An 18,074-nucleotide genomic window follows, 5' to 3' on the forward strand; every position below is an offset into this window, starting at 1 on the left:
CGCTACGACACCGCCACCACCCCCGCTCGACGGCTGCTGGGCGATCACCCCGACGTGCTCTGCGATGCCGATCGTGGCGTCCTTCTCACCGCCTTAGACACCGTCAATCCCGCCCAGCTACGCCGCACCATCGGCGACCTGCAAAACCGGCTCGTGCACCTGGCCAAGCAACGCGGTGCCGTCCCCAACCGTCCCCGCCGCTACCACGTCTACGACAGCGGCCGAAAACTCGACCCACTACCACCCAAGAAACGGGCATCTTCAGATGATTCAACGACCAAACCCAAGCGGGCATCTTGACATGAGGCATCGGGATCACTCGATGACGACGCCCTCGTGCACGATGCCGACAGGCGCAGGCGTGTACTCGGCCATCCAGTCGCGCAGCTGATCAGCAGGCAGGGGCGGGGTGTGCACGAAACCCTGCGTGATGTTGCAGCCGTACCGCTCCAAGGCGCCCAGCGTGAGGTGGTCCTCGACGCCTTCTGCAACCAGATCGGCACCAAGACTCTTGGCCAGCGCCACGGTGGACCGCACGATGGCGATCGACCGCGGATCCTGCGAAAGGCGCGTAACGAACACCTTGTCGAGTTTGAGCTCGTCAACGGAGAGGTCCTGCAACCGCGCCAGCGACGACCAACCGGTGCCGTAATCGTCGAGCGAGATGCGAACACCGAGCTCGCGCAGCGCCGCGACGGTGTTGCGTGACCGCACCGAGTCCGTGGTGAGTGTGCTCTCGGTGATCTCCACAATCAGCGCCTCAGCCGGCAACCTGTGGGTGTGCAACGTCTGCTCGATCGTGTCCACGAGGTCGAGATCGAGCAGGTTCGACGACGAAAGATTAACTGCGACAGTAAGATTGATCCCCTCGTCGCGCCACGACCTGATCTGGCCGAGCGCACTGTCCACCACCCAGTTGGCCACCTGCCGCATCAGCCCGGCCCGTTCGGCGGCCTGCAGGAAACTTTCCGGAAGCAGCAGACCCAGCGTCGGGTGGTTCCAGCGCAGCAGGGCTTCGACGCTGTGGATTTGCCTGTCGCGCGCGGTGATCTTCGGCTGGTAGTAGCACGTCAGCTCGTCATTCGACAGCGCGCTTTGCAACTCCTCCACCACGGACTCGTCGAACTGGTCAAGGTGCGCCGAGTCGTACACAGCGATCTTCGTGGTCGCGGTCTTGGCGAATGGGATCGTGATTTCGGCGCAGTCCACCAACCCTTGGGTCTGATCGCAGTGGTCAGGGCACATCGCGATCGCGATGCTGGCGTCGATCTTGACGGTGATCTGATCCAGCGCGAACGGCGGTCCCAAAGCCTCCAGCAGAGCCCCTGCCTGCGCTCGCGCCGTGGTGATGTCCGCGTCTTCTGTGAGAAGCACAGCGAAAGTGTCGCCTCCCGCGCGCACCAGCTGATCCTGCGGCCGAAGACACTTCGACAGCCGACCAGCGATGCGGCACAGCAGCTCATCGCGCACCCCACTGCCCACCAGGGTGTTGATCTCCTGCAACTCTTCGATGTCGAGCCACAGGAGCCCGACCCTGGACCGGCGCCAGAATGCGGTCGGCTGCTCGTCGATGGCCATTGCTGCCAACGTGGTCGCCAGCGAGCGCCGGTTAGGAAGTCCGGTCAATTCGTCGGTCATGGCAAGCCGGTGCCTCTCAGCCGCCGTACTCCGGTCCCGGAACGTCAGGGCAAATCGGGCGGCCACCGCCGTCAGCCCCATTGCAGCGAGCGCTACCGCGATGCGCGATCCATTCGCGAACACACACACTCCCAGCGCGACTGCAGTGAACATCACCGGCGGCAGGTAGAGGCCGAGTCCAGTGTTCAGCCGGGGAGTCACCCGCGAGGTGGGCTGCCAGCTTGCGATCGCGATAAACAGCGCCGCCAGGAGCCAACCGGCGTCCAAAAACGCACCCTCTTGGTAAGAACCGGTCAACGTCTCGACCACATAGATCACGTCGGCGGCTGCGAACACGGCGAACGCCGCCACCAACAGGCGCCACCGCGCCTCGTTGCGCCATCCGAGACTGGGGAACACTCCGACCGCCAGCGTCAGCAGGAGCAAGTCGCCTGCGGGGTAGGCAAGCCCGACCACCACCGTCCAGGCCGACTCTGACATGGCCTCCTCGAGGGGACCCGTCGCGAGCGCGGCCGCGACCGCGGTCACTGTCAGCACGCAGACCAGGGCATCGAGGCGGATCGCCGACGGCACGTGGCTGAGCCGAGTGCGGATCAGCATCACCAAACCCATGTACATCAGCGGATAGAACGCCAGATACAGAGGATCGGCAGGCGAGGGAACCCTGCCGTCGGACACCCAGCCCTCGTAGACGATGTCACCCAGTGCCGAACTCGCCATGGCCGCCGCGATGAAAAGCCACGCTCGGCGTTCCGCCGCAACTCGGAATGCGCGCACGATGACCAGCCCGGCAGCGGCAAGAGTCACGGCCGGATAGAGGATGACGTCGAACAGCAGATGGCGACCGGGCAGGTCACGTAAAAGCGTCGAAGACGCGAAAATGATCACCGCGATCGTCAACAGCGCAATGGCGAACGCGACGACCGGCGGGGGCCAGCCGACCCCGGGGATGTCGGCCATGCGGCGGTGTTGCGCCGACGACCACGTCGACGGCCGTGCGGCTGCCCGCGCTACGGTCGCGGCCGCCGGTACCGCGCCATTCGGCTTTTCGGCGGGCTGCGGCAGCTCATACGGGAAGGGCCGGTAGGGGACGAAGCTGCGCGCACATCCGCCCCCGTCGTGTTTGGCGGCATACATCGCCAGGTCGGCGTGGCGGATCAGCTCATCGACGGTGGCCGGTGATCCGGGAGGGCCAACCGTCAACCCGAGGCTCGGGCGGACGGTCAACGGGACACCGTCGACCACGATCGGGTCCTCGAACCTGTCGAGGATGCGCTGCGCAGTAACCTGCAGGTCTTCCGCGGAGCCCTCGACGAGCACCGCGAATTCGTCGCCGCCCAACCGTGCGAGCGTCGACGAGTCGTCCACACACTCAGTCAGGCGGCCCGCAACGCGAACAAGGAGTTCGTCCCCGGCGGGGTGTCCCAATGCGTCATTGACCTCCTTGAAGTCGTCGAGGTCGACGCACAGCACACCGACGGATCGGTCCTCCCTGCGTCCACGTTCCAGAGCCCGCTCGAGGCTTGCCAGAAAATGTGCCCGGTTCGCCAGACCCGTCAGGCTGTCGCGAAGTGCCTCCCGGGCAACTTCGGTCAGCAGGCGTTGATTCTGGACGAGTACAACAGCCTGACGCGCGAGCACCGCGGCGACCAGAGCCCCCTCCGCGGCGAGCAACGTGACGTTGTGCATGTTGCGAAACGCGTAGCCCATCCCGACCACGCCGGCGAGCACCAACGGCAGGTAGGGCAACCACACCCGATCGCGTGGCCTGATATCGAATTCGGCTGTTCCCGTTGTCTTCTCGTCGATGCTCGACAGTGCGGCGGCAGCTACCAGGCCGATTCCGGCGACGCGGACGAGGTCGAGCAGGCTGCCGGAGTGATAACCGCCGACGCCGATGATGTACACGGTGGTGATGTCGGCGGCGCAGATCGCCATCATTCCCGTGACCAGCAGGGCCAGAAAAGGCGCGCCCGAAGACGGTGACCGTGACCAGACCAGGATGGCTGCGGTCAACAGGACGAGATCGGCGACGACTTGGCCCACCGTCGCCAGCCGCGCACCGCCGTCGCCACCGGTGCCATGAGCGACGCCGTCAAGCACAAAGACCCAGGACACAACGAAGAGTGACGTCGCGACGACCGTGCCGTCCAAGACCAACCGCCACCGCACGCCCCTACCCTCCGAGAGCAGCAGAAGTGATGCCAGGGCAGCGATCGGAAAGACCACGAGCACTGCCTGCGCGGGCGTCGGCTGCCAGCCCGGCTGGTCGACACCCGTCAGTTCCGTGAGGAATGCGAGAAACTCCCCGATCACCCAGGACACCAACGCAGCCGTCATCGCCAGCCAGCCGTACCGTCGGCGTCCGTGCGCTCGCCCAGCCGCGATAACTGCGCAACCCGTCGCGAAGCTCAGAGCGACCACGCAGACCAGGCCGTCGATCGGGCGCGTCGGGTGCGCTTCGTCGCCCGCAATCAGGCTCCACGCCACCAGAGTCAGCATTGCTGTGCCGTAGACCCCGGTTATCAGCCAACTGGCGTGCTGTGACAAGCCGAGGACGCGTAGCCGTTGCCCAGTCCAGCTAACCACTTCCGCGACCGTGGGCTGGCGATTCACAGTTTGTAGCCAATTGGCCTCCGCGCTAGCTGACGGATGTCCGGGTACCCCAGAGTGAGATCATGCCCCGAATTCCGCCGTTATAGCAAACATTCAGGAGCACCTTCACGTATGCAATTTATTTGCGCGGGCGAAAACGGCAGGTGTCTCTACTTGGTGTTGTTGTACTTGTTCATCGCGTCGTCGAGGCGCTGCAGCGCGGTCCCGAGATCGGCATAGTTACCGCTTTGCTTCGCCTTGCGGAGATCGTCGAACGCGGTTTGAACCTCCTGCAGCGCCGCCGCCTTCGCACCCGACAACTGCATCGGCGGCGCGGCGCTCGGAAGCTGCTGACCCGAGGGCGGTGGCGGACCGGCCCCGGGCGGAGGACCCGGTGTTGGTGCTGCCGGGGGCGGCGTGCCTGGCGGTCCCGCAACCGGTAGTGGCTTCGTGGCGATATCGGCCACCTCGGGGCCGAACAACGTCTTGAGCGCCTCCGAGACGGTGGCGCCGTAACCCACCTTGTCGCCGTACAACATCGCGACGCGAATCAGGCGCGGATAGGACGACGACGCATCGTTGGTTCCAGGCGAGGCGTACACGGGTTCGACGTAGAGCAGGCCGCCGCCGGCCATCGGCAGCGTCAGCAGGTTGCCCCACCGGATCTGGTTGGTGCGCTCGATGATGCCGATCTGCTGCGACACGCTGGGATCTGTCTTGATCCTGGTATTCGCCTGTTTCGGACCGTTGATTCCCTCACCCGGGATCTTCAGCACGGTGATCTTGCCGTATGTAGCGGGGTCCGAGCTGGCACTGATGTACGCCGCCAGGAAGTCACGATTGAACTTCGTCATCGCGGTGGTGAGCTGGAACGCAGCCGTATTGTCACTTTCGCCTCTGGCAAGGTCGTTGGCGACGATGTAGTACGGCGGCTGATAGCTGCTTGCCTGCGGATTGGGATCCTGCGGGACGTCCCAGAAGTCCGATGTGGAGAAGAACTTCACCGCGTCGGTGACGTGATACTTCGCCAGCAGCTTGCGTTGCACCTTGAAGAGATCCTCGGGATAGCGCAGGTGCGCCTTCAGTTCCGGGCTGATGGCACTGTTCGGCTTGACGGTGCCGGGGAAGACCGCCATCCACGCCTTGAGCACGGGGTCGTTCTCATCCTGCGCATACAAGGTGACAGTGCCGTCGTAAGCGTCGACGGTGGCCTTGACCGAGTTGCGGATGTAGGACACCTGCTTGTCCGGCGCCAGCCTGTTGTTGGCCACCTCGTTGGAATCGGCCGTCGCCGACGACAGCGACGTCGATTCTGAATACGGATAGTTGTCCAGCGTCGTGTAGCCGTCGACGATCCACACCAAGCGCTTGTTGACGACAGCGGGATACACCATCTGATCGGTGGTCAGCCACGGCGCCACCGCCTGCACGCGCTGTGTCGGGTCCCGGTTGAACAGAATCTTGCTGTTGTCGCCAATCACGTTGGAGAACAGAAAGTTTCGCTCTGCGAACTTCGCCGCGAACACAGCGCGCGGGAACCAGCCACCAATGTGCACCCCACCGCTGCCGGCGTAGGTGTAGTTGGTGGTGTCGGTGTCGTACTCGCGGTCGGTCCCGTTCTGGCCCACGATCGCGTAATCCCCGGCCGCGCCGGCGATGATGGGGCCGTAGTAGATTCGCGGCTGATCCAGATCGATCCGCGGCTGATCCGGCGCTCCCGTGGGGCTGTGGATTACGCCGTTGGGCCCCACGGCGTTCACGATGAACTCGGGGTAACCGCTCTGCTGGTTCGGGTCGTCGGCGACCTGCCCGCGCACGGTGTTGGCCGGAGAGGCGATGAAGCCGTTGCCGTGCGTGTACACGGTGTGCCGGTTGATCCAGTCGCGCTGGTTGTCGGCGAGCTTGTCGGGATTCAATTCCCGTGCGGCGACGACGTAGTCGCGCAGGTTGCCGTCGCCGCCCTTGTACCGGTCGATCGCCAGCTGGTCAGGGAAGTTGAAGACGTTCTTGCCCTGTTGAAATTGCGTGAAGGCCGGACCGACAATGGTCGGGTCAAGTAGCCGGATGTTCGAGATCGTCGCGCGGTCGGCTACGGTCGGCGCGGGGGTCGGGTCGTTGCCATAGTCGCGATAGCTCACCGTTGCGTCGGTGATGCCGTACGCTTCCTGGGTTGCGGTGATGCTGCGCTTGATGTATTCGCTTTCCTTTTGCGCCGCATTGGGTTTGACGCTGAATTGCTCGACGATCAAAGGCCAGCCAGCGCCGACGATCAGCGACGACAACAGCAGCAACACCAAGGCGATTGCCGGAATTCTCAAGTCGCGCAACACAATCGCAGAGAACACGGCGATCGCGCAGATGACGGCGATCGCAACCAGAATCATCTTCGCGGGTAGCACGGCGTTGATATCCGTGTATCCGGCACCCGTGAACGGCTTGCCGCTGCGAGTGTGCGAGAGCAGCTCGTATCGGTCGAGGAAGTAGGCGAATGCCTTGAGCAACACCAGTGTTCCGAGCAGCGACATCAGCTGGATCCGCGCTGAGCGGCTCAACGCACCGCTGCGGCCCGACAACCGGATGCCGCCGAAGACGTAGTGGCTGACGATATTGGCCAGCAGCGCGAGGAACACGGCGACCAGAAGGTAGCTGAGCACCAGGCGGTAGAACGGCAAGTCGAACGCGTAGAAGCCCAGGTCCAGGCCGAACTGCGGGTCCTTCACACCGAACGTTCCGCCGTGCATGAACAACTGGACGGTGGCCCAGTAGCTTTGCGCCACCACGCCGGCCAGCACGCCGATGGCCGCGGGGATGACGATCCCGAACAACCGCAGCCGGGCCATGACGATCGTGCGGTATCGGGCGACGGGGTCGCTGGGCCCGTTCGCCGGGACGAAAACGGGCCGGGTGCGGTAGGCCAGGGCGAGGCCCGCAAAGACGATCGCGCCGACGAGCACCGCGATAACGAAGAACACCACGATCTTGGTGACGAGCACGGTCGTGAACACCGACCGGTAGCCGAGTTCGCCGAACCAGAGCCAGTCGATGTACTTGTCGACGATGCGGGGGCCGATCAGCAGCAGCAACACCACCCCGAGCGCGACAACGATGAGGATCCGACTGCGCCGCGTCAGCTTCGGCATCCTTGCGGAGGGCCGCATTCCCACGTCGTTAACTCCCGTTAGGCAATATGTGCTGGGTGACTACCGTGCCGCCAACTGTACGCATCGGCGTCCGGGCGGATCTTCAGCAGCGAGGCGGTTCGCCACCGGCAGAAATGGTGTGCAGCGCGTCCACGGCCTGGCTCAGTGTCTCCACCCTGACAAGTTCAAGGCCCTCTTCGGTGCCTGTGCGGGCCTCGGCGCAGTTGTCGGCGGGCACGAGGAACACGGTGGCCCCCGCCTGCGAAGCGGCGAACATCTTGTGTGTGATCCCGCCGATGTCGCCCACTTTGCCGTCGGTATCGATCGTGCCGGTGCCCGCGACGAACTTGTTGCCGGCGAGATCACCGTCGGTCAGCTTGTCGACGACAGCGAGCGCGAACATCAGCCCTGCCGACGGCCCCCCGATATTGGCCAGGTTGAATGCGACCTTGAACGGAGCCCACGGCGCGTAACTCACACTGATCCCGAGATAGCCGCGGTTGGGATCGGGACCTGGGCCCAGCGTGATCGTCGCGGTCCCGGGCGGTCCCAGTCTGCGACGGTAGTCGACGACGACCTGGTCTCCCGGTTTGGTCTTCTTCACCAAGTCCTGAAACTGATCGGACGACGTGATCGGCGTGCCGTTGAGCTTGTCGATCGCATCGCCGACCTGGAGCTTTCCCTTCGACGGGCTGTCCTTGGTGAGCAGCTGCACCGTCACGGCGGGCGCGTACTTGAGGTAGCCCAGCGCCGCGTTCTGGGCCTTGGATTCTGAATCCTCGAAGTCTTCGGTGTTGCTCTTGTCGACCTCTTCGCGCGACTTGCCCGGCGGGTAGACGACGTCGCGGGGAACCAGCTGCTCGCGCCCGGAGATCCACAGCATCAGCGCTTCGAAGAGGCGCGGGTTATCGCTCTGCGCGACCGTGGTCATGTTCAGGTGCCCCGACGCGGGATACACCTTGGTGCCCTCGATGTCGACGACCTCCTTGCCGTCGGGGCCGATGCCGAGCGTGTTGAACGTCGGGCCTGGGCCCAGCGCCACGTACGGCACCGGCACCGCATACAGCAACACAGAGAAGACGAGGATCGGCGCCAGCGCCACCAGAAGCGTCAGAATCCGCCTGTTCACCCGAGCAAGAGTACGGGTCGCCTCAGCGGAACCGTTCACCCACAGCGTGACGCTGGCGGCACAGGGCCGGCTCCCTGTGAGTACCGTTGAGTGCATGGCTGACCTGCCTTTCGGCTTCTCCGCCGACGACGACCCAGACCCCGACAAGCGCGGAAAGGACTCGGGCGCCGGTAACGAGGGCGGCTTCGACGCCGCCGATCTGGGAAAGTTGTTCACCCAGCTCGGGCAGATGTTCAGCGGCGCTGGTTCGGCGATGACGTCGGGAACGTCGTCAGGGCCCGTCAACTACGACTTGGCGCGCAGGCTGGCGACGAGCTCGATCGGATTCGTCCAACCGATCCCGGCGACCACATCCACAGCGATCAGCGACGCCGTGCACCTTGCCGACACCTGGCTCAACGCCGTCACCGCACTGCCCGCGGGCGCCACCAAGGCGGTCGGCTGGACCCCGCAGGACTGGATCGACAACACGCTGGATACCTGGAAGCGGCTCTGTGATCCAGTGGCCCAACAGATTTCGACCGTGTGGGCGTCCGCATTGCCCGAGGAAGCCAAGACCATGGCCGGGCCGTTGATGGCGATGATCTCGCAGATGGGCGGCATGGCGTTCGGCTCGCAGCTCGGTCAGGCGCTCGGGACGCTGTCCAAGGAGGTACTGACGTCGACGGACATCGGGTTGCCGCTCGGCCCTGCGGGAGTCGCGGCTTTAATGCCCGAGGCGATCGAGGAGCTGTCGAAAGACCTGGACCAACCGCGCAGCGAGATCCTCACGTTTCTGGCGGCCAGAGAGGCCGCGCACCATCGCCTGTTCACCCACGTCCCGTGGCTGTCGTCGCAGTTGCTGAACGCTGTCGAGTCGTTCGCGCGGGGCATGAAGATCGACATGTCCGGTCTTGAGGAAGCCGCGCGCGGCGTGAACCCGATGTCGCTCGGCGATCCGGCCGCGATGGAACAGCTGCTGTCCCAAGGCGTTTTCGAACCGAAGGCCACCCCCGAGCAGACCGCTGCCCTGGAGCGGCTGGAGACCCTGCTTGCGTTGGTGGAGGGCTGGGTGCAGACCGTCGTCAGCGCCGCCTTGGGCGACCGCATCCCGGGGACCACCGCGCTGAGCGAGATGCTGCGCCGCAGGCGCGCCACGGGCGGTCCCGCGGAGCAGACGTTCAGCACGCTTGTCGGACTCGAGCTGCGCCCGCGCAAGCTGCGCGAGGCGGCCGCGCTCTGGGAGCGGCTGACCGAGGCAGCCGGGATCGATGCCCGCGATGCCGTGTGGCAGCATCCCGACCTGCTGCCTGCGGCGGCTGATCTGGACGAACCGGCGGGGTTCATCGACCGGGTGATCGGCGGCGACACCAGTGGCATCGACGAGGCCCTCGCGAAACTCGGGGATGAGCCGCTTGCGCGAAGACCAGAAGATGGGGATGAAAGCGACAAGGGCGACAAGGGCTCCGAGGACGACGACAAGGCTTGAGCCTGCCTGCCTGTGGATAACTCCTGGTCGGCGGAATTGCCGTGGCACGGTTGATGGGTGTACTTCACGCTGGACCCCGCGATGCCGGTGCTGCTGCGACCGGACGGGTTCGTGCAGATCGGGTGGGATCCGCGCCGCGCGGTGCTGGTGCGCACGCCGTCGGGACTGACCACAGAACGGCTGGCGTCACTGATGCGCGCGATGCAGTCGCGAATCAGCATGGAAGAACTTCTCGACCGCGCCGTTGAGATCGGCCTCGCCGACAAGGACCAGATGGTCGACGTTGTACGCCGACTCGTCGCCGCGAATCTCATTACGCGCCAACCGCGCACGCACCGTCGTCATTCGATGAGAATCCGCGTGCACGGCGACGGTCCGCTGTCGGAGGTGGTGGTGAGCGCGCTGCGCTGCTCGGGCGCCCGCGTCCGTCACACCAGTGCGCGGGGCACCACCAGCACCGACGCGGACCTGGTGGTGCTGACCGACTACCTCGATGTCGATCCTGCGCTCATCACCGAGTTGCACCACACCCGTACACCACACCTCCTGGTGCGGGTTCGCGACGGCACGGGGTTAATCGGACCGATGGTGATCCCGGGCGTGACGAGCTGCCTGCGCTGCGCTGATCTTCACCGCAGCGATCACGACGCGGCCTGGCCCGCGGTCGCCGCGCAGCTGCGCGAGGCAGTCGGCAGCGCTGACCGGGCAACCGTGCTTGCCACCGCGGCCGTGGCCGTCAGCCAGGTCGACCGGGTGCTGCGGGCAATCCGCGGCGGCGCACCCCGGCCGGGGCCCCCGCCGACACTGGACACCACCTTGGAATTCGATGTCGGCGCGAACTCGATCGTCGCGCGCCGGTGGGCGCGGCACCCGAAATGCACGTGCTGAGAGGGTTCTTGCCGCAATCTAGCCATCGTCAGGGATGATGGGTGCGTGGCAGAGATCAAACGTGGGTCCGCCGCCCGCAACGCGAAACTTGCGGGCCTGGGGGCCGGCATGGCGGGCAGAGCAGCCCTGGGCCTGGGCAAGCGGCTGGCCGGCAAGTCCCGCGATGAGGTCAACGCCGAGCTTATGGACAAGGCAGCGCAGCAGATGTTCACGGTCCTCGGTGAGCTCAAAGGCGGCGCGATGAAGGTCGGCCAGGCGCTGTCGGTAATGGAGGCCGCGATCCCCGACCAGTACGGCAAGCCGTACCGCGAAGCGCTCACCAAGCTGCAGAAGGATGCGCCGCCGCTGCCCGCGGCCAAGGTTCACCGGGTGCTCGACCAGCAGCTGGGCACGAAGTGGCGGGATCGGTTCGCCTCGTTCGACGACACACCCGTCGCGTCGGCGAGCATCGGGCAGGTGCATCGTGCCGTGTGGCACGACGGCCGGCCGGTTGCGGTCAAGATCCAATACCCGGGCGCCGACGAAGCGTTGCGCGCGGACCTGAAGACGATGCAGCGCATGGTCGGCGTGCTCAAGCAGTTCTCACCTGGCGCGGATATCGACGGGGTGGTCGACGAGCTCATCGAACGCACAGAGATGGAGCTCGACTACCGGCTGGAAGCCGAGAACCAACGCGCATTCGCCAAGGCGTACGAGGGCGACCCGAAGTTCGTCATCCCGCCAGTGGTCGCCAGCTCGCCGAAAGTGTTGATCGCCGAATGGATCGACGGCATTCCGATGTCGCACATCATTCGCGACGGCACCACCGAGCAGCGCGACCTGCTGGGCACGCTTCTGGCCGAGCTCACCTACAGCGCGCCTGCGCGACTGGAGATGATGCACGGCGACGCGCATCCGGGGAATTTCATGCTGATGGCCGACGGCCGGATGGGCGTGATCGACTTCGGCGCGGTCGCGCCGCTGCCGGGCGGATTGCCGGTCGAGATTGGCCATATGCTGCGCTACGCGCTGGACAAGAATTACGACAACCTCATGGCGACGATGGAGAAGATCGGCTTCATCCAGCCTGGCGAGAGGGTGTCAATGCGCGAAATCGACGACATGTTGCGGCAATACGTCGAGCCGGTGCAGACCGAGGTGTTCCACTTCACCCGCAGGTGGCTTCAGAAGATGACCGCGATACAGATGGACCGCTCGGTTGCCCAGATCAGGACGGCACGCCAGCTCGATGTGCCGCCAAAGCTGGCGATTCCGATGCGCGTGATCGCGTCCAACGTGGCAATCTCATGTCAGCTCGATGCGCATGTGCCCATCAAATCGATTGCGCTGCAATATATTCCAGGGTTCACCGACGCGGCGTGAAACCCGGTCCACTACACTTGGCGGCGTGCCGGCGCTTCAGTGAGGCCGTCGCGGCGGCCGACGGGAAGTGGGACCGTCGATCGCCGTGCGAAGGGTGGGACGCCAGAGACGTCGTGGAGCATGTCATCGGATTCCATGATGTGCTGCTGCTGAGGCCGTTAGGCCGCAAACCCGAGCGACCCCGCGATAATCCGCGGCGCCGGTGGGAGATCACATTCGACCGGCTCGTCGAGACCTTTGACGAGGCAACGTTGTTCGAACGAACGATAGACATCCCATCGATCGGCAGAAATCAGCCGACAACTTTGAACGCACGCGCGCTGGTGCCGCAACTGACTCGCGACGTCCTGGTGCATACTTGGGATCTCGCTCGGGCCGTGGGAGCCGATGATCGATTGGATCCGCAGTGGTGTGAGCGATTTGTCGAAGAACTTTCTGCCGACCCTTCCGCATTGAGCGCTACGGGGATGTTCGCCCCACCGGTTGTCACCGGCGCGCGATCCGATCCTCAGTCGACGCTGCTGTATCGGCTCGGCCGCGATCCGGAATGGGACGCGTCGACGGCCTGACGCCGAACGTCGACTTGTGGTTGGAATTTCGTCGAAATCTCGCACACAAGTCGACGTTCGGCGGTCGGCCTCATGCGGCCACGGCATTCTTACGGGGACGTCCGCGTGGGCGCTTGCGCGCGACGATCTCTCCCCGCTCGAAGATCTGACCGCCCCAAACACCCCACGGCTCTTCACGTTCCAACGCGGCCGTAAGGCATTCGCGCCGGATCGGACATCCGGCGCACAGTGCCTTGGCGCGTTCCAGGTCGGCAGGGTCCTCAGCGAACCACAGGTCGGGATCGCCGACATGGCACGGCAGGGTGAGCAGGGCGCGTTCTGCGCGCGTCGAGTGCGTCATGTCCATTTCCCTTTCCTGGTCGATTCCTGCTGGTTTCAGCGGATCCGTGACCAGGAGCCTGATAAACGACAAAGGCCACGGATCCTTGGTGACTGCGGTCCGTGGCCTTGGTGTTTGAAGGAGCTGGCTAGACAATGCCCCTAACCACGGAAGCAGTCGCGGCGCGGTGCTTGCGCTGCGCGACGGCGGCGGCCGTCGCACTCGCATGCGCCGCATCGATGGCAAATTGGGCCCATCCCGCGCACGGGAGAGCCCGGCCGGTACCGCCTGAGCGCATACCTACCGCATACGTATTGAGCAATGTCATTGCCAGGGCCCTCCTCTCAGCTTCCGTCGTTATTGGCATTTGGCACAGGGGTGTCCCACGCGCCAAGTCGAGGTTAAGGGTAACACCGAAATCCGACAACCCATTTTTGACCTGCGACTATGTCGCGCGGGCGCGGACCAGCGCGAGCACATCGGGCCCGAACTGCTCCAGCTTTCGGGCCCCGATGCCCGGAATCGCGATCAGGGCGTCGTCGTCAGCGGGCAGCTGCTCGGCGATTGCGATCAGCGTGTTGTCGGTGAACACCACGTAGGCGGGCACCTCCATGGTGGTGGCGGTGTCCAGTCGCCACTCCTTGAGCCGCTTGAGGAGGTCCTCGTCGAGGTCGGCGGGACACTTCTCGCAGCGCCGCAACATGATCGCCGTGGTACCCGACAACGCGGCATTGCAGATCCGGCACCGCGGCGCCGGACCACGAGCGCGTCGTGTCCGCTGTGACGAGACCGCGTCGGCTTGCGGCGCAATGCCGTTCAAGAAGCGCGACGGCCGGCGGCTCTGACGACCGCCCGCCGTGCGCGACAGCGCCCAGCTGAGTGCCAAATGCATTCGTGCCCTGGTGATTCCGACGTAGAGCAGGCGGCGCTCTTCTTCGACGGCCTCGCTGTCGGCCCCGTGGGCCAGGGAGTGTGAGATCGGCAGCGTGCCGTCAGCCAGCCCGACAAGGAAGACCGCGTCCCACTCGAGACCCTTCGCGGCATGCAACGACGCCAACGTGACGCCCTGCACCACCGGCGGATGGCGCGCGTCGGCCCGCATCCTCAACTCGGCCATAAGGCCATGCAAGTCGAGATCAGGGCGCCGGACGACTTCGTCGTCGACCAGATCGGCCAACGCGCCCAACGCCTCCCATCGCTCGCGGGCGCGCGCACCCGTCGGCGGCTCGTGCGTCAGACCGAGGGGTTCCAGCAGTTCACGCACGAGCGGACAGAGATCTCCCTCGACCCCGCGCTCGGCGGCGCGCTGCATCGCCAGCATCGCTTGACGGATCTCCTGGCGAGTGAAGAAGCCCTCCCCGCCGCGGACCTGGAAAGCGATGCCCGCCTCGGTGAGTGCCTCCTCGTACACCTCGGACTGCGCGTTGATGCGGTACAGCACCGCGATTTCGGCTGCGGGAGTGCCGGATTCGATCAGCTTCGCGATCTTGGCAGCCACCGCGGCCGCCTCGGCAACCTCGTCGGGATGTTCGGAGAACGACGGAGCCGGGCCGGCTTCACGTTGCCCGACGAGATGCAGCTTGCTGCCCGCGACCCGGCCGCGCGCGGCCGCGATCATCCGGTTGGCCAGCGACACCACCTGGGGCGTGGACCGGTAATCGCGCTCGAGACGCACCACTGTGGCCTCGGGGAACCGGCGGGAGAACTCCAACAGGAACCGCGGAGTGGCGCCGGTGAACGAGTAGATGGTCTGGTTCGCATCACCGACGACGGTCAGGTCGTCGCGCTCCCCCAGCCATGCGGCGAGCACCCGCTGCTGCAAGGGCGTGACGTCCTGGTACTCGTCGACGACGAAGCAGCGGTAGCGGTCACGAAATTCCTGAGCGACGGCGGGATCGTTTTCGATCGCTGCCGCTGTGTGCAGCAGTAGGTCGTCGAAATCCAGCAGCGCGACGCCGTCGCGGCGGGCCTTGGCGGTCTCGTATCCCGCGTAGACACCCGCGACCTTCGCTGCGTCCAGTGGGATGTCGCGTGCGGCGGTGGTGACGGCCTCGGCGTATCCCTCCGGAGTGATCAGGGATGCCTTCGCCCATTCGATTTCGCCGGCCAGGTCACGAACGTCGTCGGTGGACACGTGCAGGCCCAACCGGGAGGCGGCCTGCGCCACCACCGCGAACTTGCTGTCGAGCAATTCCCATCGGGTGTCGCCGACGACCCGCGGCCAGAAGTAGTGCAGCTGACGGCGTGCCGCGGCGTGGAACGTGACGGCCTGCACGGAGGCGGTTCCGGTGCCGTCGTCGAGAGCCCGCAGGCGGCTGCGCATCTCCCCGGCCGCGCGCTGGGTGAACGTGACCGCGAGCACCTGACCGGGCGCGACATGACCGGAGGTGACGAGGTGGGCGATCCGGCAGGTGATGGTCCGGGTCTTGCCTGTGCCGGCCCCGGCCAGCACGCACAGCGGGCCGCGCGGAGCCAGCACGGCCTCGTGCTGCTCGTCGTCGAGGTCAGCGGTGAGACCGGAAGTGGCGAGCGGCATGGCGCCCATCATGGCAGGACCGGGTGACAGACCCGCCCGGGAATCGCCGTGAAACGCAATTGGTTAGATCGAGTCATGAGTGTTGCCTCGTTGACGATGTACACCACCAGTTGGTGTGGCTACTGCGTGCGGCTCAAGAAGATGTTGAAGGCCGACGGGATCACCTATGAGGAGATCAACATCGAGGACGACCCGGCTGCTGCGGAGTTCGTCAGGTCGGTCAACAACGGCAACCAGACCGTGCCGACCGTGAAGTTCGCCGACGGGTCCGCGCTGACCAATCCGAACCCTGCGCAGATCAAGCAGAAACTCGCCGAACTGAGCTAGCCCGCTCGCCGCGAGCAGACGCGGAATCGCATTCTCACAGAGGTTTTCGTGCGATTTTGTGTTCCCCCGCAAGCGGGAGGTGCCCCCAGCTCGCCAGGAATGTGATCAGGCGTAGGCCCAGGATTCGATGATTTCTCGCGCGATCGAGATCGAGCCCGGCAGCAGGATGCGCGAGGACGACATGCTGCTCCAGTCACCCTTCTCCAGCGCCTCGCGGACCTGAGCGCGGGTGAACCATTCGGCCTCGGCAATCTCGCCGTCGTGAAACGCGAACTCCTCGTCGGGGTCACCGATCGCGTGGAAGCCCACCATCAGCGAGCGCGGGAACGGCCAGGGCTGACTGCCGAGGTATCGCACGTCGCGCACGTGAAGGCCGACCTCCTCGGCGATCTCCCGCTGCACGCACGCCTCGAACGATTCCCCCGCCTCGACAAAGCCGGCCAGCAGCGAGAACAACCGCTCGGGCCACAGTGTTTGGCGCGCGAGCACCGCGCGGTCCCCGCCGTCGTGAACCAGGCAGATCACCGCCGGATCGATGCGCGGGAACTCCTCGTGGCCCGTCACCGGGTCGACGCGCGTCCAACCGGCCTTGGCGGATTTCGTCGGTGATCCGTTGACTGGGCTGAACCGAGCCGCGTCGTGCCAATTCAGCAGCGCGGTCGCGGTCGCAACGAGCTGGGCGCTGGTGTCGTCGAAGACCTGCCCGGCCCGGCGCAGATCGAGCACCTCTGCGTCACCGTCCTCGGGCGCGACGAGCGCTGCCCGCACGCCCCACACGTGCCGGCCGTCCTGCAGCTTCCCGAGGAACACCGCGTCATGCGGCGGTTCGTCGCCAAGGTCGCGAGCCTCGCCCAGGACAGCCTGGCCGCCGGAGATCAGCACCTGGTTGCGCGTGTCCACCCGAAGCAGCGCCGCGTCGGGCCAGCCCGTCGTCGCAGCCTCGATGTCGGTGCGCAGCTGGTCGGCACGGTCTGCGCCGACACGGGCCAGCAGCGGAATGTTGCGCAGCGACAGCGCCATCAGCGCTCCGCGCTGCGGACGTGCAGCAGGCGATCGCCGGGCTCCAGGGCGTCGACTTCTGGCGAGTCGACTCGCAGCAGCTCACCGTTGCGCACCACGCCCAGGACGATGTCGCGAAGGTGACGCGCCGAACCGCCGACCTCCTGGCGCTCGACCTCACGTTCGGCGATCGCGAATCCCTGCTCGGGTGTGAGGAGGTCCTCCATCATCTCGACGACACTTGGCGTTGAGGTGGCCAGGCCGAGCAGCCTGCCCGCTGTCTCCGAGGACACCACCACCGAATCCGCGCCCGATTGCTTGAGCAGGTGCCGGTTTTCGGCCTCCCGCACGGCGGCGACGATCTTGGCCTTCGGCGCGAGCTCTCTGGCGGTGAGCGTGACGAGCACCGCCGAGTCGTCGCGGTTGGTGGCGACGACGATCGCCGCGGCATGCTGCGCACCGGCCAGCCGCAGCACGTCGGACTTCGATGCGTTGCCGTGCACGGTGACCAGCCCGCTGGCGGTTGCCTGTTCCAGGACGGACTGGTCGGTGTCGACGACGACGATCTCGGCGGGCGGCGTGCCGTCGCCCACCATTGCGTCAACCGCCGTCCTGCCTTTCGTGCCGTAGCCGATGACGATGGTGTGGTTGCGCACTCTGTTCCTCCATCGCTGGATCTTCAGGGCCTGGCGGGACTGAGTGGTCAGCGTCTCCACAGTGGTGCCGATCAGCACGATCAGGAACGCGATCCGCAGCGGCGTGATGACTAGGACATTCACCAGCCGCGCCATTGGCGTGACCGGGGTGATGTCGCCGTAACCGGTCGTCGACAGCGAAACCGTCGCGTAGTAGAAGCAGTCCAGGAAGTCCAGCCTGTCGTTCTGCCCGCCGTCGCGGTATCCGTCACGGTCGAGGTAGACGATCAACACAGCCGCCAGAAGGGCAAGCGCCGCGTACACGATCCGGCGGAAGATCCGGTGTCCCGGGCTGATGAATTTTTCCGGGATGCGCAGGATGTCCACCAACGCGGCGTCCGGCATGGAAGTGAGAGCGTCTTCGGCGGCGCCGAAGCGGCCGTTATGTCTGGCCACGCTGCCCCGTCAT

At 65.6% G+C, this 18,074-nt stretch carries 12 protein-coding genes and 1 pseudogene; 6 read left to right on the top strand and 7 right to left on the bottom strand.

The annotated features are described in order from the left end of the window. A pseudogene (locus tag QOH60_RS25405) lies at positions 1-300 on the top strand (hypothetical protein); the annotation flags it as partial. Positions 301-315: 15 nt separating this feature from the next. On the opposite strand, the gene QOH60_RS25410 reads toward QOH60_RS25405, so the two are convergent. From QOH60_RS25410 to QOH60_RS25420, 3 genes are all read right to left on the bottom strand, one after another. Further along, positions 316-4,227 carry a diguanylate cyclase domain-containing protein gene (locus QOH60_RS25410; protein ID WP_526424652.1) on the bottom strand — a complete coding sequence of 1,304 codons (3,912 nt, stop codon included), beginning with the start codon at positions 4,225-4,227 and terminating at the stop codon, positions 316-318. A gap of 176 nt (positions 4,228-4,403) precedes the next feature. Further along, complete coding sequence (locus QOH60_RS25415) at positions 4,404-7,397, bottom strand: UPF0182 family membrane protein (RefSeq protein WP_526424653.1); 2,994 nt, start codon at positions 7,395-7,397, stop codon at positions 4,404-4,406. A 79-nt stretch (positions 7,398-7,476) separates the two neighbouring features. Beyond that, a complete protein-coding gene (locus QOH60_RS25420) occupies positions 7,477-8,502 on the bottom strand; it encodes a YlbL family protein (RefSeq protein WP_526424654.1) in 1,026 nt (341 codons plus the stop codon). Between the two features lie 94 nt (positions 8,503-8,596). Here QOH60_RS25420 and QOH60_RS25425 point away from each other — a divergent pair, with 94 nt between their 5' ends. From QOH60_RS25425 to QOH60_RS25440, 4 genes are all read left to right on the top strand, one after another. Then, positions 8,597-9,970 (top strand): zinc-dependent metalloprotease, encoded by a 1,374-nt coding sequence (locus QOH60_RS25425; protein ID WP_526424655.1) that lies wholly within the window; start codon positions 8,597-8,599, stop codon positions 9,968-9,970. A gap of 81 nt (positions 9,971-10,051) precedes the next feature. Then, positions 10,052-10,858, top strand: a complete 807-nt coding sequence (locus QOH60_RS25430; RefSeq protein WP_526424713.1) for a cyclodehydratase — start codon at positions 10,052-10,054, stop codon at positions 10,856-10,858. Positions 10,859-10,882: 24 nt separating this feature from the next. Beyond that, complete coding sequence (locus QOH60_RS25435) at positions 10,883-12,220, top strand: macrolide-binding ATPase MABP-1 (protein WP_526424714.1); 1,338 nt, start codon at positions 10,883-10,885, stop codon at positions 12,218-12,220. Continuing rightward, positions 12,217-12,789, top strand: a complete 573-nt coding sequence (locus QOH60_RS25440) for a maleylpyruvate isomerase family mycothiol-dependent enzyme (RefSeq protein ID WP_526424656.1) — start codon at positions 12,217-12,219, stop codon at positions 12,787-12,789. Before QOH60_RS25435 ends, QOH60_RS25440 begins: the two co-directional genes overlap by 4 nt. A 70-nt stretch (positions 12,790-12,859) precedes the next feature. Here QOH60_RS25440 and QOH60_RS25445 read toward each other — a convergent pair whose 3' ends face one another. Both QOH60_RS25445 and QOH60_RS25450 read right to left on the bottom strand, forming a co-directional pair. Then, positions 12,860-13,129: a WhiB family transcriptional regulator gene (locus tag QOH60_RS25445; RefSeq protein WP_526424657.1), complete on the bottom strand. Its 270-nt coding sequence runs from the start codon at positions 13,127-13,129 to the stop codon at positions 12,860-12,862. Between the two features lie 424 nt (positions 13,130-13,553). Next, positions 13,554-15,644 carry a UvrD-helicase domain-containing protein gene (locus QOH60_RS25450; RefSeq protein ID WP_526424658.1) on the bottom strand — a complete coding sequence of 697 codons (2,091 nt, stop codon included), beginning with the start codon at positions 15,642-15,644 and terminating at the stop codon, positions 13,554-13,556. Positions 15,645-15,719: 75 nt separating this feature from the next. On the opposite strand from QOH60_RS25450, the gene QOH60_RS25455 reads away from it, so the two are divergent. Continuing rightward, a complete protein-coding gene (locus QOH60_RS25455) occupies positions 15,720-15,971 on the top strand; it encodes a mycoredoxin (RefSeq protein WP_526424659.1) in 252 nt (83 codons plus the stop codon). Positions 15,972-16,076: 105 nt separating this feature from the next. Here the strand turns inward: QOH60_RS25455 and nudC are convergent, their stop codons facing one another. Further along, entirely contained in the window at positions 16,077-16,991 is a 915-nt protein-coding gene (gene nudC / locus QOH60_RS25460; protein WP_526424660.1) for an NAD(+) diphosphatase, read from the bottom strand. Beyond that, the gene (locus QOH60_RS25465; protein WP_526424715.1) at positions 16,991-18,010 is read right to left on the bottom strand and encodes a potassium channel family protein; all 1,020 of its coding nucleotides are present in this window, start codon (positions 18,008-18,010) and stop codon (positions 16,991-16,993) included. Before QOH60_RS25465 ends, nudC begins: the two co-directional genes overlap by 1 nt. Positions 18,011-18,074: the final 64 nt, after the last annotated feature.

Origin of the sequence: Mycobacterium sp. (assembly GCF_032159765.1) — a bacterium.
In the GTDB taxonomy this organism is placed as follows: Bacteria; Actinomycetota; Actinomycetes; order Mycobacteriales; family Mycobacteriaceae; genus Mycobacterium.

Bases quoted from the DNA above. Each gene is read 5' to 3' on its own strand.
- QOH60_RS25425 (WP_526424655.1), top strand. From the start codon at position 8,597: ATGGCTGACCTGCCTTTCGGCTTCTCCGCCGACGACGACCCAGACCCC.
- QOH60_RS25430 (WP_526424713.1), top strand. From the start codon at position 10,052: ATGCCGGTGCTGCTGCGACCGGACGGGTTCGTGCAGATCGGGTGGGAT.
- QOH60_RS25465 (WP_526424715.1), bottom strand. From the start codon at position 18,010: ATGCCGGACGCCGCGTTGGTGGACATCCTGCGCATCCCGGAAAAATTC.
- QOH60_RS25450 (WP_526424658.1), bottom strand. From the start codon at position 15,644: ATGCCGCTCGCCACTTCCGGTCTCACCGCTGACCTCGACGACGAGCAG.
- QOH60_RS25455 (WP_526424659.1), top strand. From the start codon at position 15,720: ATGAGTGTTGCCTCGTTGACGATGTACACCACCAGTTGGTGTGGCTAC.
- QOH60_RS25445 (WP_526424657.1), bottom strand. From the start codon at position 13,129: ATGACGCACTCGACGCGCGCAGAACGCGCCCTGCTCACCCTGCCGTGC.
- nudC (WP_526424660.1), bottom strand. From the start codon at position 16,991: ATGGCGCTGTCGCTGCGCAACATTCCGCTGCTGGCCCGTGTCGGCGCA.